The sequence below is a fragment of the Rhizobium grahamii genome, assembly GCF_009498215.1.
In the GTDB taxonomy this organism is placed as follows: Bacteria; Pseudomonadota; Alphaproteobacteria; order Rhizobiales; family Rhizobiaceae; genus Rhizobium; species Rhizobium grahamii_A.
This window is the reverse complement of sequence record NZ_CP043498.1, coordinates 986,530-1,008,519: the sequence shown is the minus strand read 5'-3', so window position 1 is coordinate 1,008,519 and position 21,990 is coordinate 986,530. Positions and strand designations below refer to the sequence as shown.

At 59.6% G+C, this 21,990-nt stretch carries 20 protein-coding genes; 9 read left to right on the top strand and 11 right to left on the bottom strand.

Annotation, left to right across the window (positions count from 1 at the left end; all coding sequences use genetic code 11):
* Positions 1 to 16 precede the first annotated feature (16 nt).
* From FZ934_RS05045 to rpmG, 3 genes are all read left to right on the top strand, one after another.
* A complete protein-coding gene (locus FZ934_RS05045; protein ID WP_153270167.1) occupies positions 17 to 472 on the top strand; it encodes a DUF983 domain-containing protein in 456 nt (151 codons plus the stop codon).
* A gap of 248 nt (positions 473 to 720) precedes the next feature.
* The gene (locus FZ934_RS05040) at positions 721 to 1,905 is read left to right on the top strand and encodes an MFS transporter (RefSeq protein ID WP_153270166.1); all 1,185 of its coding nucleotides are present in this window, start codon (positions 721 to 723) and stop codon (positions 1,903 to 1,905) included.
* A gap of 93 nt (positions 1,906 to 1,998) precedes the next feature.
* Complete coding sequence (rpmG, locus tag FZ934_RS05035) at positions 1,999 to 2,166, top strand: 50S ribosomal protein L33 (RefSeq protein ID WP_003547442.1); 168 nt, start codon at positions 1,999 to 2,001, stop codon at positions 2,164 to 2,166.
* 696 nt (positions 2,167 to 2,862) lie between these two features.
* Here the strand turns inward: rpmG and FZ934_RS05030 are convergent.
* Positions 2,863 to 4,230, bottom strand: a complete 1,368-nt coding sequence (locus FZ934_RS05030; protein ID WP_153270165.1) for a PleD family two-component system response regulator — start codon at positions 4,228 to 4,230, stop codon at positions 2,863 to 2,865.
* 15 nt (positions 4,231 to 4,245) lie between these two features.
* Entirely contained in the window at positions 4,246 to 4,617 is a 372-nt protein-coding gene (locus FZ934_RS05025) for a response regulator (RefSeq protein WP_010065708.1), read from the bottom strand.
* A gap of 131 nt (positions 4,618 to 4,748) precedes the next feature.
* Here FZ934_RS05025 and FZ934_RS05020 point away from each other — a divergent pair, with 131 nt between their 5' ends.
* From FZ934_RS05020 to FZ934_RS05005, 4 genes are all read left to right on the top strand, one after another.
* A complete protein-coding gene (locus FZ934_RS05020) occupies positions 4,749 to 5,057 on the top strand; it encodes a DUF3572 domain-containing protein (RefSeq protein WP_153270164.1) in 309 nt (102 codons plus the stop codon).
* 2 nt (positions 5,058 to 5,059) lie between these two features.
* Positions 5,060 to 5,704, top strand: coding sequence for a hypothetical protein (locus FZ934_RS05015; RefSeq protein ID WP_153270163.1), 645 nt, complete (start codon positions 5,060 to 5,062; stop codon positions 5,702 to 5,704).
* 110 nt (positions 5,705 to 5,814) lie between these two features.
* Entirely contained in the window at positions 5,815 to 7,107 is a 1,293-nt protein-coding gene (locus tag FZ934_RS05010) for a DNA polymerase IV (RefSeq protein WP_153272367.1), read from the top strand.
* Positions 7,108 to 7,199: 92 nt separating this feature from the next.
* Complete coding sequence (locus FZ934_RS05005) at positions 7,200 to 8,435, top strand: L,D-transpeptidase family protein (protein WP_153270162.1); 1,236 nt, start codon at positions 7,200 to 7,202, stop codon at positions 8,433 to 8,435.
* A gap of 3 nt (positions 8,436 to 8,438) precedes the next feature.
* Here FZ934_RS05005 and dnaE read toward each other — a convergent pair whose 3' ends face one another.
* On the bottom strand, positions 8,439 to 11,936 hold the full coding sequence (gene dnaE / locus FZ934_RS05000) for a DNA polymerase III subunit alpha (protein WP_153270161.1): 3,498 nt from the start codon (positions 11,934 to 11,936) through the stop codon (positions 8,439 to 8,441).
* 304 nt (positions 11,937 to 12,240) lie between these two features.
* Here dnaE and FZ934_RS04995 point away from each other — a divergent pair, with 304 nt between their 5' ends.
* Both FZ934_RS04995 and FZ934_RS04990 read left to right on the top strand, forming a co-directional pair.
* A complete protein-coding gene (locus FZ934_RS04995; protein WP_153270160.1) occupies positions 12,241 to 12,825 on the top strand; it encodes a hypothetical protein in 585 nt (194 codons plus the stop codon).
* A gap of 70 nt (positions 12,826 to 12,895) precedes the next feature.
* Positions 12,896 to 13,360 (top strand): DUF5680 domain-containing protein, encoded by a 465-nt coding sequence (locus tag FZ934_RS04990; RefSeq protein WP_153270159.1) that lies wholly within the window; start codon positions 12,896 to 12,898, stop codon positions 13,358 to 13,360.
* Here the strand turns inward: FZ934_RS04990 and FZ934_RS04985 are convergent, their stop codons facing one another.
* From FZ934_RS04985 to nuoN, 8 genes are all read right to left on the bottom strand, one after another.
* Positions 13,361 to 14,044, bottom strand: a complete 684-nt coding sequence (locus FZ934_RS04985) for an ABC transporter ATP-binding protein (protein WP_113361718.1) — start codon at positions 14,042 to 14,044, stop codon at positions 13,361 to 13,363.
* Between the two features lie 14 nt (positions 14,045 to 14,058).
* On the bottom strand, positions 14,059 to 15,366 hold the full coding sequence (locus tag FZ934_RS04980) for a lipoprotein-releasing ABC transporter permease subunit (protein WP_153270158.1): 1,308 nt from the start codon (positions 15,364 to 15,366) through the stop codon (positions 14,059 to 14,061).
* A 15-nt stretch (positions 15,367 to 15,381) separates the two neighbouring features.
* Entirely contained in the window at positions 15,382 to 16,704 is a 1,323-nt protein-coding gene (proS, locus tag FZ934_RS04975) for a proline--tRNA ligase (RefSeq protein WP_153270157.1), read from the bottom strand.
* A gap of 563 nt (positions 16,705 to 17,267) precedes the next feature.
* Positions 17,268 to 17,549: a DUF1467 family protein gene (locus tag FZ934_RS04970; RefSeq protein WP_113361721.1), complete on the bottom strand. Its 282-nt coding sequence runs from the start codon at positions 17,547 to 17,549 to the stop codon at positions 17,268 to 17,270.
* 119 nt (positions 17,550 to 17,668) lie between these two features.
* A complete protein-coding gene (gene mce, locus FZ934_RS04965; protein WP_153270156.1) occupies positions 17,669 to 18,073 on the bottom strand; it encodes a methylmalonyl-CoA epimerase in 405 nt (134 codons plus the stop codon).
* 5 nt (positions 18,074 to 18,078) lie between these two features.
* Positions 18,079 to 19,749: a ribonuclease J gene (locus FZ934_RS04960; RefSeq protein WP_153270155.1), complete on the bottom strand. Its 1,671-nt coding sequence runs from the start codon at positions 19,747 to 19,749 to the stop codon at positions 18,079 to 18,081.
* Between the two features lie 17 nt (positions 19,750 to 19,766).
* Positions 19,767 to 20,531, bottom strand: coding sequence for a biotin--[acetyl-CoA-carboxylase] ligase (locus FZ934_RS04955; protein ID WP_153270154.1), 765 nt, complete (start codon positions 20,529 to 20,531; stop codon positions 19,767 to 19,769).
* Positions 20,531 to 21,976, bottom strand: a complete 1,446-nt coding sequence (gene nuoN, locus FZ934_RS04950; protein WP_153270153.1) for an NADH-quinone oxidoreductase subunit NuoN — start codon at positions 21,974 to 21,976, stop codon at positions 20,531 to 20,533. Before nuoN ends, FZ934_RS04955 begins: the two co-directional genes overlap by 1 nt.
* Positions 21,977 to 21,990: the final 14 nt, after the last annotated feature.

Genomic DNA, 21,990 nt, shown 5'->3' with positions numbered 1-21,990 from the left:
CGAAAGGAAACGTGCGATGACGACCACCTCGACCGACCAGCCAATCCGTTACGGAGCAAGCGAGGAGGTGGAACGTCCGCTCGGCCGTTCTATCAAGCGCGGCATGCTGAACACCTGCCCCAACTGCGGCACCGGCAAACTGTTCAAGAGCTTCCTGAAGCCAGTGGACAACTGCGCCGTCTGTGGGGAGGCAATGCATCACCATCGCGCCGACGACCTGCCGCCTTACCTGACGATCGTCATCATCGGCCACCTCATCATCGGCGGCTACATGGCGACGGATCTGGTCTGGCCGATGCCACTCTGGCTGACGTTTGCGATCTGGACGCCGCTCACGCTGTTGGCGACGCTTCTGATCATCCAGCCGATCAAGGGCGGCGTCATCGGCCTGCAGTGGGCTCTGAAGATGCATGGCTTCGGCGGACACAGTGATGACCATGACTCCTACGAGATTCCCGGCCGCCAAAGATAAGCCGGCATCCTGACATTCACCGTCACGACACATTTCGCGTGTAGCAGCCACCAATCGTTCTCGCGCGAGAACGGGAAGGCTTATGGCGCACGAAGGTAAGTCCTGCTTGATGGAATGTCGTACTTACCAAACAGGTTATTGCCGCCAGCGCCTTTCATCTTGTAAAGCTCAGCCGTCATTTCAGTTTGGCGCAGTTGTGCCTGTCAACGGCATGCGGTTTTCTGCAGTCAGTATTTAAGGATGAGTGTATGTCTCAGCCGCGAAACGGCACACCGGGCGATGTCGAGGAAATCCATTGGCCTTCATTGGTGGCAGCCGTTTCGTCGATCTCGGCTGTCGGGATTGCGATTGGTCTCGGGCTGCCGCTGCTGAGCATCATTCTTGAAAAGCGCGGCATTCCATCGACGCTGATCGGCCTCAACACGGCGATGGCGGGCGTCGCCGCCATGGCTGCGGCTCCGATCACCACCAAGCTCGCCCACAAATACGGCGTAGCGCCGACGATGATCTGGGCTGTGTTGATTTCCGCGCTCAGCGCGCTCGGCTTCTACTATGCGCGCGATTTCTGGATGTGGTTCCCGCTGCGCTTCGCGTTCCATGGCGCAACGACCACACTCTTCATCCTCTCCGAATTCTGGATCAACGCCGCCTCGCCGCCTTCGAAACGCGGATTCGTGCTCGGCATCTATGCCACGGTGCTCTCGCTTGGATTCGCGGCCGGGCCGCTGCTGTTTTCGCTGCTTGGCAGCGATGGCGTTCTCCCCTTCGCGATCGGGGCTGCCGCCGTGCTTCTGGCAGCGATCCCGATATTCATCGCGCGTTACGAGAGCCCCGTTCTGGAAGAGAAGCCGGAGCTGCATTTCATGCGCTACGTCTTCCTCGTCCCGACCGCGACAGCTGCCGTTTTCATCTTCGGCGCCGTCGAGGCAGGCGGTCTCGCTCTGTTTCCGATCTACGCCGTGCGCGCCTCCTTTACCGAATCGCAAGCAGCCCTGCTGCTGACGGTCATGGGAATCGGCAATGTCATCTTCCAGATACCCGTCGGCCTGCTCTCCGACCGCATGAAGGACAAGCGACCGTTGCTTGCCGCCATGGCTTTCATGGGCCTGATCGGCTCGCTCATGTTGCCGTTTCTCGTCCACAGCTGGGTCCTGATGGCCACCGTGCTGCTCTTCTGGGGTGGTTGCGTGGCAGGCCTCTACACCGTCGGCCTAAGCCATCTGGGCTCGCGCCTGACGGGTTCTGACCTCGCAGCAGCCAATGCCGCCTTCGTATTCTGCTACGCGGTCGGCACCGTTGCCGGCCCTCAGGTCATCGGCGCAGCCATCGACGTTGCCGGCAACAATGGCTTTGCCTGGGCGATCGCCGGATTCTTCGGCCTTTATGCCCTGCTTTCCGCCATAAGGCTGCTTTTCATAGGAAAGCGGGGTTGACTTTTCGGGCTGGATTCGTAGTTTCGCGCCAGAATTTGCCGTGGAGCCCATCCGGCCTGCCACGGCTTTCATTTTATTAAAGGCAGGACGACCATGGCCAAGGCTACCACAATCAAGATCAAGCTGCTGTCGACGGCCGACACCGGTTTCTTCTACGTCACGACGAAGAACAGCCGTACGATGACGGACAAGATGACGAAGACGAAGTACGACCCGGTTGCTAAGAAGCACGTCGAGTTCAAGGAAACCAAGATCAAGTAATCACTTGATCTGATTTCTCTTCAAAAAAGGCGCGCGCCATTGGCTGCGCGCCTTTTTGTTTGCCGAGGCAGCGGGCGCCCGCACAGAACGAAAACAAAAACGCCGCCCTTCCCAAGTACGGGGAGGACGGCGCTTTCATGAAAGGGGGTCGACCGGCAGGCAACGCGGCACGAGGAACCGCTGATGTTGCATACCAGCCGACCGACCCCACGACCCAGGAGATGCGGCGGACCTGAGCATCATGGGGTATCTGCTGGCTCTCAAAGGAGCTTTTCTCTTATGAGCCGATAATTTGCGCGAAAATGAAAGAAAATCAACAAATTCTTAATGGCTAGATCTCTCAGGTTGATTTTATGGTTAAAAGTCCGATTTTGGGACAGACTGCATAACTTTTGCGTGCGTCTTTCCGGATAGACTAAGGCGAAATGCGGAAAGAACATGCATAGTATTACCTGAAGGTACTACTATCCTTTGCATGACCGGAATAATCTTTATCAACCTAAGCGTCGCGCAAAATCTGAAACATCCTCATATTTATTTTCGATAACGGCCCGTCCAGGCACGCACCAAGATTAAAACGGACACCGTAGCAAGGGCCAGTACTTGGTTGTATTTTAAACGCCAGCATTGTGCCTGCGCGTCCCAAGCTCGATATTTCTGTGGATCGCGGTCAGAGCGCCTTCAGCGACGACGCGATCAGGCCGCCGCTACGACGCGATTTCGACCAGAGTTCTTGGCCTCGTAGAGAGCCAGATCGGCCTGCTTCATCAGATGGCCGGGCGTGAGAATGGCGGAGGTGCGCGTCGAGATCCCGAACGAAGCGGTCACGCTCAGTTCAGTCCCGCTCGATTTCAGAGTGAATGGAGCTGACTCGATGACGCCACGTAATCTTTCGGCTACCGCGGAAGCAACCTCCGGCGAGGTATCGGGCATCACAACGACGAACTCCTCGCCACCGTAACGGCAGGCGAGATCGGCGCCGCGAACGGTCGAGCGGATACGGTTGGCGAATTCGCGAAGCACATCGTCGCCTGCGTCGTGGCCGTAGGTATCGTTGATCTGCTTGAACCGATCGATGTCGGCCATCAGCACCGACAGCGGCCGTCCCCTCGCCATCGAGCGATTGAAGAGCGTGCTGATGTGGTTGTCGAGATAGCGGCGATTGTTCAGGCCCGTCAGCGGATCCGTGATGGCGAGTTCGATCGTCTGTTGGACGCTGGCGCGCAGCCGGTCGTTGTAATGCTTGCGGCGCATCTGGGTCAGGCTACGCGCAACCAGTTCGTTCGGATCGACCGGGCGAACAATATAGTCGTTGACCCCGAGCTCCAGGGCACGCACGACCATCTCGTCGTCGCCCTGCTCCGTGATGATCAGCAACGGCAGAAACCGCGTGCGTTCGAGCGAGCGCAACTGAGAGCACAGGCGAAGCGGATCGTAATCGTCGATGTTGGAATTGACGATGACGAGATCGAACGGGTTCTCCGACGCTTCGAAGATCGCCGCCTGGGCATCCGACAAGGCAAACACATGGGCAACAGGCTTCAGGGCCTTGACGATGCGCTCCTGGGAATTGGCGCGACCATCGACCAGAAGGATCTGACCGCCCTCCTCACCGCGCGTTTCCGCACGCAGCAACTCGTCGATCCCCATGGTCTGCGCCGTGCGAGCGCGAACACGCAGTTCGTCGCTGAGCGTCTTGAGGCGCAGGAGGCTCTTCACTCGGGCGATCAGCTGCAAATCGTTGACGGGCTTCGTCAGGAAATCGTCGGCGCCGGCTCGCAACCCACGCACGCGATCGGCGGGCTGGTCGAGTGCCGTTACCATGACCACAGGAATGTGCGCCGTCTTCGGATTGGATTTGAGCCGTTCGCAAACCTCGAACCCATCCATTCCCGGCATCATGATGTCGAGCAGGATCAGGTCGACCTGATTCTTCTCGCAGATCGCCAGCGCCTGATAACCATCGCCGGCCGTCATCACATCGAAATATTCGGCGATGAGGCGCGCTTCGAGAAGCTTCACATTCGCCGGAATGTCGTCAACGACCAGGATGCGTGCAGTCATCAGCTCTTCCGATCCTTATGCATCACCCAGATAGGTCTTGATGGTCTCGATGAACTTCGGCACCGAGATCGGCTTCGACACATATGCTTCGCAGCCGCCCTGCCGGATTCGCTCCTCATCGCCCTTCATCGCGAAGGCGGTGACAGCGATCACGGGAATGACGTGCAATTCGTCATCTTCCTTGAGCCACTTGGTGACCTCAAGCCCGGAAACCTCTGGCAACTGGATGTCCATCAGGATGAGATCCGGACGATACTTGCGGGCGAGATCAAGGGCTTCCATGCCATTGCGTGTCTGAATCGTCGTGTAGCCGGACGCCTCGATGAGGTCGCGAAAGAGCTTCATGTTGAGCTCGTTATCCTCTACAATCATCACCTGTTTAGGCATGGCACGTCGTCCTAACGTCCGTTCTGGAGATCGTTCAGCGCATGCGAAGACATGCGAAGGCGCGGCTCCACGAAACCGATGGCTGCACCCTATCGGTATTTGGTTGAAAAATAGGTAACTTACCGCAAGAAATGCAGAGCAACTTCAAACCTTCCAAGCAACATGCCGTCGATCCGCAGCAAACTGCCATCGCAGTTCTGGCCTGGCTCGCGAACGAGCAAGATCTTTTCGGCCGTTTTCTAGCCCTGACAGGCGTCGAGCCCTCCCAGGTGAGGCACGCCATCAACGATCCAGGCTTCCTCTCCGGAATGATGGATTTCCTGATGAACCACGAGCCAACCGCGATGGCCTTTTGCGAGGCTACCGGCACGCCGCCCGACGTTCTCAACGCCGCTTGGTTGCATTTTTCGCCACCCGGCCTGGGCTCCGGGGAGTATTGACGTTGCAAGTCGTTACGGATTTCTCGCATGTGCGGCTTCGCGATCGCCCCCTGGTGGTTTGCGACATCGACGAGGTGGTTCTCGAGTTCCTTTCGCCGTTCACGGATTTCCTTCGCTCTCATAACTACGATCTGCTGCCGAGATCATTCCGTCTCCACGGCAACATCGTTTCCCTGCTCGACGGCAGCGAGATGGACCGCGATTCGTTTTCGAGTTTCCAGGATGAGTTTTTCGCCAGCCAGAACCTTTGGCAGAAGCCGGCGGAACGGGCGATCGAAACGCTGCACGCGCTCGCCGAGGACGCCGATATCGTGTTCCTGACGGCGATGCCGCCGCGCCATCAGGCTATCCGGCGCGCTCTGCTCGATGAAGTCGGCCTTGATTTCGCAATGATTGCCTCGGAAGAGGCCAAGGGTCCGATCGTCGCGAAGTTGCATGCGCGCCGTGCCCTGCCCGTCGCCTTCATCGATGACATCCAGAGAAACCTGCTTTCGGTCGCGGAGAATGTCCCAGAGTGCTTCCTGATAAGCATGATGGCGAACGCTGATTTCCGTCAGTTTGCACCTCCGCCGGTGGGGGCGATCGTCTCGGCTTCGGGATGGGATCAGGCCGGCCTTCTGCTGAAGAAACACTTCGCGGGCGGCTGAAACCCCAATCGTGCGATCGCCGCATATATGCGTGAACAGGTTGATCGGTCTCTTGAGAACCCCGAGCGTAGCGGGTAATGTCGCAGCGTTCAACCTTTGTTCTCGTTCCCATGTCACCTGCTCCTGCCAAGACTCCCGGCTTCTGTCGCGACTGCCTTGCCGAGCAGAAGGATGAAACGCGCCGTTGCGCAGCCTGCGGAAGTCCGCGCCTGGTGCGACACAAGGAACTTTATCAACTGACCCTCGCCCATATCGACTGCGACGCCTTCTATGCGACCGTGGAGAAAAGGGACAACCCAGAACTGGCCGACAAGCCTGTGATCATCGGTGGCGGCAAGCGCGGCGTGGTGTCAACAGCATGCTACATCGCGCGTATCCACGGCGTTCGTTCCGCCATGCCCATGTTCAAGGCCTTGGAAGCGTGTCCGCAAGCCGTAGTCATTCCGCCCAACATGGAGAAGTACGTCAAGGTCGGCCGCGAGGTGCGCGCCCTGATGCAGGAACTAACACCGCTCGTGCAGCCCCTCTCGATCGATGAGGCGTTTCTGGAGCTTGATGGCACCGAGCGGCTCCACCAGGATCCGCCGGCCCGCACGCTTGCGAAGTTTGCCCGGCGGGTCGAGCGGGAACTTGGGATCAGCGTTTCGGTCGGACTGTCCTATTGCAAGTTCCTTGCGAAGGTCGCTTCCGACCTGCAGAAGCCCCGTGGCTTCTCCGTCATCGGGCGGGAAGAAGCGATCGAATTCCTCGCTCCACGCCCTGTCACGACGATCTGGGGGGTCGGCAAGGCCTTCGCCGCGACCTTGGAGGCGGACGGAATCCGTACGATCGGACAGCTGCAGACGATGGACGAAGGCGACCTGATGCGGCGCTATGGCAGCATGGGACAGCGGCTGGCAAGGCTCTCCCGAGGCATCGACGACCGCGACGTCCACCTGAACGAGGCAGCCAAGAGCGTTTCATCGGAGACCACGTTCTTCGACGACATTTCGCGATACGACGAGCTGGTTCCGATCCTGCGAAGCCTGTCCGAGAAGGTATCCTGGCGACTGAAGAAGGACGGCGTGGCCGGCAATACCGTCGTCCTGAAAATGAAAACTGCTGATTTTAAGTCCCGCACACGCAACCGAAAACTCGAGGATCCGACCCAGCTTGCCGACAAGATTTTCCGCACCGGCATCGAACTTCTTAGGCGGGAGACGGATGGCACGAAATTCCGGCTGATAGGCATCGGCGTCACGGATCTCTGCGATCCGGCACGCGCCGATCCGCCTGATCTCGTCGACATCAACTCCGGCCGCCGGGCCGCAGCCGAAGCTGCGATGGACAAGCTTCGGGACAAATTCGGCAAAGGCACCGTCGAAACAGGCTACACCTTCAGCGGCAAGCGCGATCAACATTAGGTGAGCCGGCGTCCCGACAGTCTATTTCAAGTTTTCCTTAAGCTTCGATCTCTACGCTCCTGACGTCTAGTATTGCGTAGTGGTTGAGTACAATGTTCTCGCGTTTTGTCTTCGGGCTCGGCTTGCTGTCGGCCACCGCACTCGTGCACCCGGCGCTGGCCGCAGATGCGCGCGCGCTGCAGATTTTTGTTTCGAAAGACAAGCAATCGCTGACCGTCTACGACGGCGAAGAGGTCATCGCGACCTCCAAGGTTTCGACCGGAAAGCCGGGGCACACGACGCCAAGCGGTATCTTCTCCGTCATCGAGAAGCAGAAGTATCACGAATCGAACCTCTATTCGGCCGCGCCCATGCCCTACATGCAACGGCTGACCTGGTCGGGCATCGCCCTGCACGAATCCAATTCGGTGCCGCGCTATCCGGCATCGCACGGGTGCGTGCGCATGCCGGGCGCATTCGCCAAGCAGCTTTACAAGATGACCGGCATGGGTGTTCCCGTCGTCATCACCGATGCGGAAATCAGGCCGGAGCAGATCACGCACCCCACTCTTTTCCGGCCGGAAATGCCGGAACCGGCACCGCTGCTTTCGGATGTCGTGCTTCGGCCCGCGATCGGCGACCAGCCGATCCAGGTCGCCATGAACGAAATCTCGATGCCGCGGCTGCAGCCGCAATCCATCATCGATCCGGTCAACGACGAACCGGTGCGGATACTGATTACCCGCCGCAGCCAACGCGACGACATCATCGATCTCCAAGACAACCTCGCATCGCTTGGTTTCGAGGTCGGCAAGGCGGATGGATTGCTTGGCCCGGCGACCGTCCAGGCAATCGGCGACTTCAAGGCCCAGCATCCGCTTGATCCCGCCAGCAACAAGTCACTTGTCAGTGATGCACTCTTTGAAGCAGTCGCCGCAGCAGCGGGCAAGGGCAAGCCGGCAAACGGGGTCCTGCTCGTGCGGCGTGGCTTCCGGCCTGTGATGCAGGCAACCGTCACGATCGACGATCCGGCGCTGGCGCTCGGAACGCACTTTTTCACGGCCTACAATGTCGATACCGACAGCGGCTCGGCTGATTGGCTGGGGGTCACGCTTGCCAACCCACTGACGAGCAAGACCATGAAACGGCTTGGGATCAGCAGGCTCGAAAGCTCGATCATCTCAGGCACGCCAATCGAGGACGCGCTGAGCCGGATAAGCATCCCGGAAGACACGCGCCGGAAGATCGGCGAAATGCTGGTGACCGGCTCAACGGTCACCATCTCCGACACGGGAATCGGCACCGAAACCGGAGAAGGCACCGATTTCATCACCGTCACCCGCGGCTGACGCTTAAACCAGCTCTACGTCGATGACACCTGGCGCGGCACGCAAGGCGGCGGCGATTTCAGGCGTGATGCGATATTTCTGCGGCAGCTCTACCTCCACTTCGCGCTTTCCTTCCTCCTTGATGACGATGAAGGAGACAAGGCCGTCCCCCCTCGCATTCAGGTGGGCGGCGACAGCGCGCAGCGGGCCGGAATCGCGGACGTAGACACGCAAGGCCTTCTGCATCTGGAGCGATTTCTCCTCCAGAGACTGGATCGTCTGGATGCGAAGACCGATGCCCTCGGGCCGTTCTTCCCCGGTCGCCGTGATCACGAACGATTTTCCAGCTTCCAGAACGTCCCTGTATTGATTGAGCATTTCGGAGAACAGGACAGCTTCGAACTGGCCTGACGAATCCGAGAAGACGATAATGCCCATCTTGTTGCCTGTCCGCGTCTTGCGTTCCTGCTTCGAGATGACGGTGCCTGCGAGGCGACCATTGCTTGCCCCCTGTTTCACGGCACCGGAGAAATCGGCGAAGGTCTGCACCCGCATCTTCTGCAGGACTGAATTATAGGAATCCAGCGGATGCGCCGTCAGGTAGAAGCCGAGGACCTGGAATTCCTTGAGCAGCTTTTCCGAGGCAAGCCACGGCGAAAACGGTGGAAGCGAGATCTTTTCGGGACCTGCCGACAGGGCGCTGCCGAAGATATCCGACTGGCCGCTCAGCTTGTTTTCCTGCGCACGCTGGGCGTAGCCCATGATGCGGTCGAGCCCGCCTGACAGTTGCGCGCGGTCGATCTTGAAGCAATCGAAGGCGCCGGCGAAAATCAGGCTTTCCAACACGCGGCGGTTTACCTGCTTCGGATCGATGCGCAGGCAGAAATCCTCGAGGCTCGCAAATGGCGTGTCGCCGCGAACCTCGACGATGTGATCGACGGCCGATTCACCGACCCCCTTCAACGCCGCGAGTGCATAATAGATCCTGCTATCGCCGGTTTCGAAGTGGCGGAACGAGGTTTGCACCGATGGCGGGATCACCTCGATCTCGAGGCGCTTGGCGTCCTGGCGGAAGTCGTTGACCTTTTCGGTGTTCGACATATCGAGCGTCATCGACGCTGCGAGGAACTCGACCGGATAGTGCGCCTTCATGTAGGCGGTCTGATAGGAGACGATCGCGTAGGCTGCGGCGTGCGACTTGTTGAAGCCGTAGTTGGCGAACTTTGCCAACAGTTCGAAGATGTTGTCGGCCTGCGGCTTCGAGACGCCGTTCTTCACGGCACCGACCACGAAGCGCTCGCGCTGCTGGTCCATCTCCGCCTTGATCTTTTTACCCATGGCGCGGCGCAGAAGGTCGGCTTCGCCAAGCGAATAGCCCGACAGGACCTGGGCGATCTGCATGACCTGTTCCTGGTAGACGATAACGCCCTGCGTTTCCTTCAGCAGGTAATCGATCGTCGGATGGATCGACTCGACTTCCTCCTCGCCGTGCTTGCGGGCGTTGTAGGTCGGGATGTTTTCCATCGGGCCCGGACGATAGAGGGCCACGAGCGCGATGATGTCCTCGATGCAGTCCGGCTTCATGCCGATCAGCGCCTTGCGCATGCCCGCGCTTTCCACCTGGAACACGCCGACGGTTTCACCGCGCGAGAGCATCTCGTAGGTCAGCTTGTCGTCGAGCGGAATCGAGGCGAGGTCGACCTTGATGCCGCGCTTGGCGACGAAATCGACGGCGACCTTCAACGTCGTCAGCGTCTTCAGGCCGAGGAAGTCGAACTTCACGAGGCCGGCCTGCTCGACCCACTTCATGTTGAACTGGGTGACCGGCATGTCGGAGCGCGGATCGCGGTACATCGGGACGAGTTTCGACAGCGGGCGGTCGCCGATGACGATACCGGCAGCGTGGGTCGACGCGTGGCGGTAGAGACCCTCGATCTTCTGGGCGATATCGAGCAGGCGAGCGACGACGGGCTCCTTGTCGGCTTCCTCCTGCAGCTTCGGCTCTTCCTCGATCGCCTTCGACAGGGGCGTCGGGTTGGCCGGATTGTTTGGCACCAGCTTGCAGATCTTGTCAACCTGCCCGTAAGGCATCTCCAGCACGCGGCCGACGTCGCGCAGGGCCGCGCGCGCCTGTAGCGAACCGAAAGTGATGATCTGCGCGACCTGTTCGCGGCCATACTTGCGCTGCACGTAGCGGATCACCTCTTCGCGGCGATCCTGGCAGAAGTCGATATCGAAGTCGGGCATCGAGACGCGTTCCGGATTGAGGAAGCGTTCGAAAAGCAGCGAGAAACGCAGCGGATCGACGTCGGTGATCGTCAGAGCGTAAGCGACCAGCGACCCTGCACCGGAGCCACGGCCCGGGCCGACGGGGATGTCATGCTGCTTTGCCCATTTGATGAAGTCCGCAACGATCAGGAAGTAGCCTGGGAACTTCATACGCTCGATAACGCTGAGTTCGAATTCCAGGCGTTCGCGGTAGTCCTTTTCCTCGTAGCCCGCCGACATGCCGAGCGTGGCAAGGCGGCTGTCCAGCCCCTCCTCCGCCTGCCGGCGCAGTTCGAGTGCCTCTTCGCGCTCAGCTTCCTCGGGATCGGCCGTCGCGCCGGTGAACCGGGGCAGGATCGGCTTGCGCGTCTTCAGGATGAAGGAGCAGCGGCGGGCGATCTCGATGGTGTTTTCCAGCGCCTCCGGCAGATCCGCAAACAGCTTCGCCATTTCGGCGCGGCTTTTCAGATAGTGATCAGGCGTTAGGCGGAAGCGCGTATCATCCGAGACGATGGCGTTATGAGCGACAGCCATCAGGGCGTCGTGCGCGTCATAGTCCTCACGCGTCGGGAAAAAGGCTTCGTTGGTGGCAACCAGCGGCAGGTCATGCTCGTATGCGAGCCCGATGATCTTCTGCTCGTGGCGCTTGTCATAGGTGCCGTGGCGCTGCAGCTCGACATAGAGGCGATCACTGAAATGGCGCTTCAGCACCATCAGCCGCGCTTCGGCCTGCGCCGTGTGGCCGTCCTTGACCGCCATGTCGATCGGTCCGGTCGAGGCGCCGGTCAGGGCGATCAGACCGTCCGTCCCGATCTCATCCAGCCACGAAGACCGAATGAGAATCGAACCATTCCCCTCGCCGCCCAGGTAAGCGCGGCTGACGAGATCCACGAGCCGCTCATAGCCCGCATCCGTGGCTGCCAAGAGCACGAGAGACGGGAACTTGACGAGCGCCTGCTGGCCGCCGCGCCTTTCCGTCTCCAGCCCGTCTTCCATGTCGATCGAGACCTGGCAACCGATGATCGGCTGCAAGCCCTCGTCCATCGCCTTCTGTGAAAACTCGAGGGCGACGAAGAGATTGTTGGTGTCGGTGATGGCGATCGCCGGCTGGCTGTCGCCCGATGCCTTGTAGAGGATTTTCTTGAGCGGCAGCGCGCCCTCAAGCAGCGAGTAGGCCGAGTGGACCCGAAGGTGAACGAAGCCCGGCGTACCGCCGATGAAACCGCTTTCCGCGTCTTTCTCCGCACCCGCCATGACATGCCTTCCAATCACCTGAATCAATCAGGTCTATTCTCAGCATTGAGGGGTCGATGTCCAGACAAGCGATTGCGTTCGGACCGCATGGCAGCCATGCGGTCCCCTGAATTCTTACATTGCCATGCAGATCAGCGAGAAGCTGGCAACGAACATTGCGATGGAGGTGAATGCTGCGATATCACGGATCATGTCAGTCATTTGGCTCTCCTGTTCTCTTATGTTTATAATTTGTTCTTATATTGTTCTATTGTCAACAGGATTCCTTTCGGCTTGGCTGGCGGCACGGCAACGGGAGAAAAGCATGTTTAAATTTGCATTAACGACGGCACTGGCGCTTTCGGCGGCGTTTACCGCTCAAGCCGGACAGATCGATCCCTCGCGCATTGTCGATGCAGCGACCGGCGATTGGGACGGCGACGGCAAGCCGGATCTCGCGCTGCTTGTTGCACCCGAAGAGAGCGCCACCGACGATCAGATTGGCATCTACATCTATCTTCGCGATAGCGACCATGAGCTGCTGCGGCTGTCCGTAGGTGCTCTCAACAAGATCTGGGGCAGTACAGCTCCGGATGGCCTCTTTGGACAGGAACCCTCAATAAAGGCCGTCGGCAAGTCCTCGATCGCCATTCACTCGCAGAACAGTGCGATCGGGCGCGACCGCTGGGACCAGACGCTGACGCTCGCCTATCGCAACAAGCAGTTTGTTGTCGCAGGCTATACCTACAATCACTATGACACGCTCGATCCCGACGCCGGAGGCTCGTGCGACTACAATGCGCTCACGGGCAAGCTGCAGAAGGACGGCAAGGACGCCAAGGCCGAGGCGCGCGTCATACCGATCACAGACTGGAACGACGAGACCGGGCAATCCATCTGTGGCCAATAGGCACGGTTCTCTTTTTGTTCTTTACAAATACGCACTTTGCTGAGAGCTTCCGGAAGGGAGGCACCTCACCATGAACATTGCCGAATTGAACAGCTTTATCGTGGAAGCCAAGGCCGGGAGTTATGTCGGCGGCGGAATGCCTTCGCCAGCCTGCCGGCAAGGGTCACACGACATCGGCTACCAGCGGGGCCGCTGGCGCTATCTCGACAGCTATTTCGGCGGCACGGATTTCGCCGGGCAGGAAGTGGTGTGGCTGGATGATGCGCCGGTCTGGGCGATGAACTATTTCGGGCGCATCGTCGAACGCTCGTTGATCGACGGCGAGCGGGCGGGCACCGTCATCAAGGCCGCGCTGTCGAAAATGTATGCCGAGTACGGCTACTTCCTCGGCGGCATGGAATTCGATCATCCGCTGGGCTTCTATGCCGATGAGAACACCGGTGACTGCCGCCATTTCAGCGGACGTGAAGTGATTGTCGTGAGCGAGCGCCGGGCCTACGAGCTCGATTACCGCGGCGGCCTCATTCACCCCTGATCAGAAATCGACGATCTTTCCGTCGGCGATCGTGACGCGGCGATCCATGCGCCCGGCGAGTTCGTGATTGTGGGTTGCGATCAACGCCGCCAGGCCTGATTGGCGCACCAGCGCCTCCAGCGCATCGAAGACGTAGCTTGCGGTTTCAGGATCGAGGTTGCCGGTCGGCTCGTCCGCCAACAGCAGGCTCGGCGCATTCGCCACGGCGCGTGCGATCGCGACGCGCTGCTGCTCGCCACCGGACAGCTCGCCGGGGCGATGCGCGCCTCGGTGGCCAATGCGCATGTAATCGAGCAACTGGCCGGCACGTTCCCTGGCTTCCTTGCTCGGCAGGCCGGAGATCATCTGCGGCATCATGATGTTTTCGATCGCCGAGAACTCGGGCAGCAGGTGATGAAACTGGTAGACGAAGCCGATCTCGCCGCGGCGAATGGCAGTGCGCTTGTCATCGGAAAGGCCGTCGCAGGGTACGCCGTTGATCGACACTTCGCCGCCATCAGGATGCTCCAGAAGACCTGCAACATGCAGAAGCGTCGACTTGCCGGTGCCCGATGGCGCAACGAGCGCGACGATTTCGCCGCTGTTCAGCGTGAAATCGGCGCCCTTGAGAATGGATAGCAGGGTCTCGCCCTGACCGTACTGGCGCTCGACGCCGGAAAGCTTGAGAACGGTATTCCGCTTCATGAAATGAGCATTCCTTATTCGTAGCGCAGGGCCTGCACGGGATCGAGCTTGGATGCTCGCCATGCTGGGAAGATCGTTGCGATGAAGGAGAGCGTCAGCGCCATGACGACGACGGAGACCGTCTCGCCGAGCTCCATCTTTGCCGGCAGCTGGCTGAGGAAGTAGAGCTGCGGATCAAACAGCACCGTGCCGGAGACCCAGGAGAAGAACTCGCGGATCTTCTCGATGTTGATGCAGACAATCACGCCAAGCAGGACGCCGGCGAGTGTTCCGACGATGCCGATTGCGGCACCCGTCATGAAGAAGATGCGCATGATCGCGCCTGACGTTGCGCCCATGGTGCGCAAGATCGCGATATCGCTGCCCTTGTCCTTCACCAGCATGATCAGGCCGGAGATGATGTTGAGCGCCGCGACAAGCACGATCAACGTCAGGATCATGAACATCACGTTGCGCTCGACCTGCAGCGCGGAGAAGAATGTCTGGTTGCGCTGGCGCCAGTCGGTTATCGCAATCTGCCGGCCGGCGGCTGCCTCGACCTTCGGACGCAGGTTGTCGATATCGTCAGGATTGTCGGCGAAAAGCTCGATCGATTGAACCAGACCATCCGCATTGAAATAGAGCTGAGATTCCTCGAGCGGCATATAGATGATCGAGGCATCGTATTCCGACATGCCGATCTCGAATATGCCTGACACCTTGTAGGACTTGACCCGTGGATTGACGCCCATCGGCGTGATGTCACCCTCCGGTGAGATCAGCGTAATATTGTCGCCCGCCTGCAGTCCGAGCTGGTCGGCCATGCGGGAGCCGATCAACACGCCCTGCCCGGCAGCAAAGCCGACGAGGTCGCCGGACTTGATGTTGCTGGAGATCGTCTTGACCTTGTCGAGATCCTCGGCGCGGATACCGCGCACGAGGGCACCCGTGCCGGCGCCGCCCTGACCGGAAGCCAGCGTCTGGCCTTCGACGAGCGGCAGCGCGAGCTTGATGCCTGGGACCGCGCCAAGGCGATCCGTCAAGGCAGCGTAGTCGGTAAAGGGACCGTCGATCGGCTGCACGATCATGTGACCGTTGATGCCGAGAATGCGCGAAATCAGCTCCGTGCGGAAGCCGTTCATGACAGCCATGACGATGATCAGCGTCGCGACTCCGAGCATGATTCCGATGAAGGAAAAGCCGGCGATCACGGAAATGAATGCCTCCTTGCGGCGGGCGCGCAGATAGCGCCACGCCACAAGTCTTTCAAAGGCGGAAAATGGCCGGCTGGCCGGCGCCGGGCCGGATGTGGAACCCCGCTGGCTCACCGTTGCATCTGCCATTTCGCCTCCGCTTTCTTAGCCTGCGAGCTTCTTGATCGCCGCGTCGATGGTCATCGTTTCGCGAGCGCCCGTCTTGCGGTCCTTGACTTCGACTTCGCCGCTCGCGACCGCACGCGGGCCGGCAATGATCTGGAGCGGGACGCCGATCAGGTCGGCGGTCGCAAACTTCGTTCCGGCGCGGTCGTCGGTATCGTCGTAAAGGACGTCCTTGCCGGCGTTCGAGAGTTCTGCGTAGATCTTTTCGCACGCAGCATCGCACGCCGCATCACCGGCCTTCATGTTGATCACGACCACATCGAACGGCGCAACGGACGCCGGCCAGATGATTCCGTTCTCGTCATGCGATGCTTCGATGATGGCGGGAACAAGGCGGGTCGGACCGATACCGTAAGAACCCATGTGAACAACGTGTTCCTTGCCGTCAGGTCCCTGCACCTTCGCACCCATCGGCTCGGAGTACTTGGTGCCGAAGTAGAAGATGTGACCGACTTCGATGCCGCGCGCCGAAAGGCGATCGCTCTCGGGAATGGCGTCGAATGCGGCTTCGTCGTGCATCTCCGAGGTCGCGGCATAAACCGATGTCCACTTGTCGAAGATCGCCTGCATGTCGGCGACGTCGTCGAAATCGATATCGGCTGCCGGAATGTCGAAGTTCACGAAATCGCGGTGCGAGAACACTTCAGACTCGCCGGTGTCAGCGAGAATGATGAACTCGTGGCTGTGATTGCCGCCGATCGGGCCGGTATCGGCGCGCATCGGAATGGCGCGCAGACCGAGACGGTCGAACGTGCGAAGGTAGGCCGCGAACATCTTGTTATAGGAGTGAACGGCGTCTTCTTTGGTCAGATCGAAGGAGTAGGCATCCTTCATCAGGAATTCGCGCGAGCGCATGGTGCCGAAGCGCGGACGAATCTCGTCACGGAACTTCAGCTGGATGTGATAGAGATTGAGCGGCAGGCTCTTGTAGGACTTTACGTAGGACCGGAAGATATCCGTGACCATTTCTTCGTTGGTCGGGCCGTACAGCATGGGACGGTCCTGGCGATCCTTGATGCGCAGCATTTCCTTGCCGTAAGCATCGTAACGGCCGCTTTCCTGCCAGAGCTCGGCCGACTGCAGCGTCGGCATCGACAGTTCGATCGCGCCTGCGCGGTTCTGCTCTTCGCGGATGATATTGTTGACCTTGTCGAGGATGCGTTTGCCGAGCGGCAGCCACGAATAGATGCCCTGCGACTGCTGCCGGATCATACCGGCACGCAGCATCAGCCGGTGGGAAACGATCTCCGCTTCCTTGGGGTTTTCCTTGAGGATGGGCATGAAATAGCGGGACAGACGCATGGCGAACTTCCGGAACAGTTGAGATGCCGCAGAATGCGGAATCGAAGGCGGTCGTTAATATTGGCAGCGTTCATAGCCGCTTCGCGGGAGGAAAGAAACCCGCGACAGATGCAAGCCACCTTCCGTACCAGCAAGTTCGGCCAACAAAATGGCACCATTGTAGAAAAGTACGTGATTATAATGGTTTGCAAGAAATCCTTATCAACAGAAAAAAAATGCTACACTGTAGCAAAAATGCAAAAAAACCTGATGACAAAGCCCAATCTTTGAGCTAGCTTTAGCCCACAAAACAGGCAGAGAGTTAATCTCCGTCAAATTCGCGGTCAAGTCTTGGGAGGATCAGATCTTAGGCGCGCTCGTCGCAGCCCCGGCAACGGTTACAGATCACGCGATACTTAAAACAAGGCTTTTAGCCTTGTTTTTTTTTGGCTTTTCCGTAGCACCCGACATCAACCTGACGTAACGAAAGGCTGGATTTCCGTTACGGAAGGCACATGCCTGACTTCCATGACGTGGGTATGACAGCTTGTGGAAGCAACTGCTCAAGCTTTGAGCAAGCGCCCTTAAACGTTCGAGAAGGACGGGCCGATCTGAGGCAGGGCATCAAAGCCCCAGCCGAAGTAATTCGACGAGATATACCAGGCCGCGTAGATTACCGCCGAGACGATCGTGGTCAGCGAGAAGACGAAGAGCGGACGAAACTTGGTGGGCGCGCTAGGCACCGTGCCGAGCACGATATCGTTGTCTTCAGCCTGCGTGCGTAAACCAATCGGCAGCACGCCGAAAAGCGTAATCCACCAGACGATGAAATAGACGGCGAAGCCCTGGAGAAATGTCTGCAGCATTCGTTATCCCATGCACCGTGCCATACGGTATCGTTGCGCGCTTATAAGCCTTCACGGCAGCCAAATCCAAGAGGGCTCGTTCGTTTCACCCGGCTTGGGTCACTCTGCCGCAGCCAGCCTTAAACCTGCTCGAGCTCGATCAACGTTCCGAAGAAGTCCTTCGGATGCAGGAACAGTACCGGCTTGCCGTGGGCGCCAATCTTCGGATCACCGTTGCCGAGCACCCGTGCGCCCGAGGCGACGAGCTGATCCCGTGCGGCAAGCAGGTCCGCGACCTCATAACAGATGTGATGCATCCCGCCAGCCGGGCTCTTCTCTAGGAACGCGGTGATTGGTGAGCCCTCACCCAGCGGCTCCAAGAGTTCGACCTTCGTGTTCGGCAGCTCGACGAAAACCACGGTGACGCCATGTTCGGGCAGAGCCTGTGCGGCCGATACGACAGCGCCTAATGTGTCTCTATACGCGGAAATGGCTGCGGCCAGATCCGGTACGGCGATCGCGATATGATTGACGCGGCCCAGCATCCTGGTCAGATCTTGTTGACGAAAACGGTGACGACAGGCTTCTTGCCCCAGATCTGGTTGGCAGCGGCACGCACCGCGCGCCGGACCGACTCCTGAAGCAGATCCAGATCCTTGCGGCGCGCACGCGGGATGCTCTCGAGCGCGCCGACTGCGGCATCATAGAGCGCATCCTCCATCTCGTCGCCTTCGTCGTCGTAGACAGGCAGACCGATAGCGACAAGATCGGGCTCGCCCACTATATCGAAACGGCCGTCGATGATGACGTTAACTGCTACGTGCCCGACATAGGAGAGCTTCTTGCGCTCGCCGATCCCCATCTCGTCGAAGTCGCCGATCAGCGCTCCGTCCTTGTAGATGCGGCCATGGGGCGCCTCGTCAATGACCTCGACAGGTCCCGGCGCCAAGCGAAGGACGTCGCCGTTGCGCACGCGCGGCACGATGCCGATGCCGGATTGCTCGGCCAGCTCCTTGTGTGCTGTCAGGTGCGCCGCCTCGCCGTGAACAGGCACAACGATCTTCGGCCGTGTCAGCTCGTACATCTTCTGCAGTTCGTTGCGCCGCGGATGTCCGGAGACGTGAACCAATGCCTCGCTATCCGTGATGATGTGGATGCCCTGCTCGATGAGGCCGTTCTTGATGTCTCCGATCGCCTTCTCATTGCCCGGGATAGCACGGGAAGAGAAGACAACGACATCGCCGGCGGCGAGCGCAACGTTGCGCATCTCGTCGCGCGACAGCTTGGCGAGCGCCGCACGGGGCTCTCCCTGGCTTCCGGTCAAGATGACCACGACCTTGTCGCGCGGGATATAGCCGTACTCGTCTTCCGAGATGAACGGCTTCACGCCTTCCAGGAGGCCGAGATCACGCGACACATCGACCACCCGCTTCAGCGAGCTTCCGAGCAGAAGCACCTCGCGGCCCGCTGCCTCGGCGGCCTCAGCAACGGTGCGGATACGGCCGACATTCGACGAAAATGTCGTGACCGCCACACGGCCCTCGGCATTTTCGATGATCTTGCGCAGACTTTCGGAAACATCCTTTTCGGACGGCGACACGCCATCGCGGAGGGCATTGGTGGAATCGCACATCAGCGCCAACACGCCTTCGTCGCCCAACTGGCGGAAGCGCGTCTCGTCGGTCAGTGGCCCAAGCGACGGTTCATGGTCGATCTTCCAATCGCCCGTATGGATCACGTTGCCCACGGGCGTACGGATCACCAGCGACATCGGCTCCGGAATGGAATGGTTGACGGCGACGCCTTCGACGCTGAAGGGGCCGGCGTTGACGGTATCGCCCGCCGTGAACAACGTCACCGGGATCTCGCCGATGGCCGACTTCTCGAAATTTCGCTTTGCCTCAAGCAGGCCGGCGGTAAAGGCCGAGGCGTAGACCGGAACATTGAGACCGGGCCACAGATCCGCGAGCGCGCCGTAGTGGTCCTCATGTGCGTGCGTGATGAAGATCGCCTTCAGGCTCTTGCGCTCGCTGGCGAGATAACGAATGTCCGGTAGCACGAGGTCGACACCCGGCAGATCGGGGCCCGGGAAGGTTACGCCGCAGTCGACCATGATCCACTGGCGATGATCCGGCGGGCCGTAGCCATAGAGGGCGAGATTCATCCCGATCTCGCCTACGCCGCCCAACGGCAGAAATACCAGTTCGTCCTGCTTCGCCATATTATTCTTTTTTCCAATTAACCAAAGAAGACATCGCCGGCGGCGATCGTCATCATCCTGCCTGCCCCAGTATCGAGCTTCAACAGGCCATTATCATCAATTCCATCGAAGTGCCCGGAAATCGACCGATCCGGCAGGTTCACTGTTATCTTTTCGCCGATGCCGCAGGCAACCCTGCGCCAGCGATCGGTGATCTCGCGCACGCCGCGGCCGCGGTCCCATGCTTCAAGCACTTCGGCCATCGATGCAAAAAGATGGGCGAAGACATCTTCGGGAGAAGCGGAGCTGCCCTGCTCGCGCAGGCAAGTGACCGGATACAGCGGATTTTCAGGCATGAAGGCGACGTTGATACCGATGCCGATCACGAGCGCATGCCGTCCATCGGGAAGCGCTTCGCCCTCAACGAGAATGCCGCACGTCTTCTTGCGTCCGATCAGGATATCGTTGGGCCACTTCACTTCCAGCGGTTCGGCGGTGTGCGGCAGAACCTGACGCACCGCCTGATGCACGGCAACCGCAATTGCCAGCGGCAATGAGCCAAGGCGCTCCATCGGCGCCGGATCGATAAGAAGGAGAGAGGCGTAAAGATTGCCCCGTTCAGAAACCCAGGGGCGTCCCCGGCGGCCACGGCCGCCGGTCTGCTTTTCCGCTGTCACCCAGAGGAGACCTCGGTCCCCTGCCCGAGCCCGGGCAAGGCATTCGCTATTGGTGGACGATGTTTCCGATAGAGCCTCGTGCCTGAAATCGTCAAGCGATATCCGGCGCCGTGGGTCTAGGCTCATCAGAACAGTGTCGCCGCAGCAAGCTCGGCCGCGCCGCCGATCGGACCGCCGATGAAGACATAGGCGAGAACCAGCAGGCCGGATACACCGAAGACGAGGCGCATCGAACCCGATACGCGGGCAAACTCGCCGGTCGCTTCATCGAACCACATCAGTTTGATGACGCGCAGATAGTAGAAGGCGCCAACGACCGAGGACAGGATGCCGATGATGGCAAGCGCATAGAGCTTGGCTTCGATGGCAGCGACGAAGACGAAGTACTTGGCGAAGAAGCCTGCGAGCGGCGGGATGCCGGCGAGCGAGAACATCAGGATCGTGAAGATGGTCGCCATGAACGGATTGGTGGTCGAAAGGCCTGCCAGATCGCTGACGTTTTCGACGACGGTTCCGTCCTTGCGGCGCATCGACATGATGATCGCGAAGCCGCCGAGCGTCATGGTCATGTAGATGACCATGTAGAGCATGACACCGGAAACCCCGGTCTGGTTGCCAGCCGCAAGACCGACGAGCGCGTAGCCCATGTGACCGATGGACGAATAGGCCATCAGTCGCTTGATGTTGCGCTGGCCGATAGCTGCGAAAGAGCCGAGCAGCATCGAGGCAATCGAGATGAAGACGACGACCTGCTGCCAATCAGCCATGACCGGCTGGAAGGCGCTGATGACGATACGGGTCATCATCGCCATTGCGGCAACCTTCGGAGCGCTTGCCAGGAATGCGGTAACCGGCGTCGGTGCGCCTTCGTAAACGTCGGGCGTCCACATGTGGAACGGAACGGCCGAGATCTTGAAGGCAATGCCGGCGAGGATGAACACCAGACCGAAGATCAGGCCGAGCGAACGAGCGCCATCGACCATCAGGGCCTGGGCGATATCGGCGAAGTGCGTGTGACCGGTGAAGCCGTAGACCAGCGACATGCCGTAGAGCAGCATGCCCGAGGACAGCGCGCCGAGCACGAAGTACTTCAGGCCGGCTTCCGTCGACTTGACGCTGTCGCGATTGATCGCGGCAATGACGTAGATCGCGAGCGACTGCAGCTCGAGGCCAAGGTAGAGCGAGATCAAGTCGTTGGCGGAGATCATCAGCAGGATGCCGAGCGTGCAGAGCACGATCAGAACCGGGAACTCGAACTTGTCGAGCTGGTTTTCCTTGGCAAGACCGAGCGACATGAACAGCGCCACGATCGAACCGACCAGCGCCGTCACCTTCATGAAGCCGCCGAAGCCGTCCGAGAGGAAGACGCCGCCGTAAGCGAGGCCTTCGCTCGGCACGAAGACGAGCCAGAGAGCCGCCGCCGCAAGGACGAGGATGGCGAGAACGCTCACCAAGCGGGCGGAGCGTTCGCCGACAAAAACGCCGATCATCAGCAGCACCAGGGAACCGACCGCGAGGATCAGTTCCGGGATGGAAAGATGCAGGCTTGCGAGTAGTGTTTCAGAGGTCATATCACAAAAGTCCC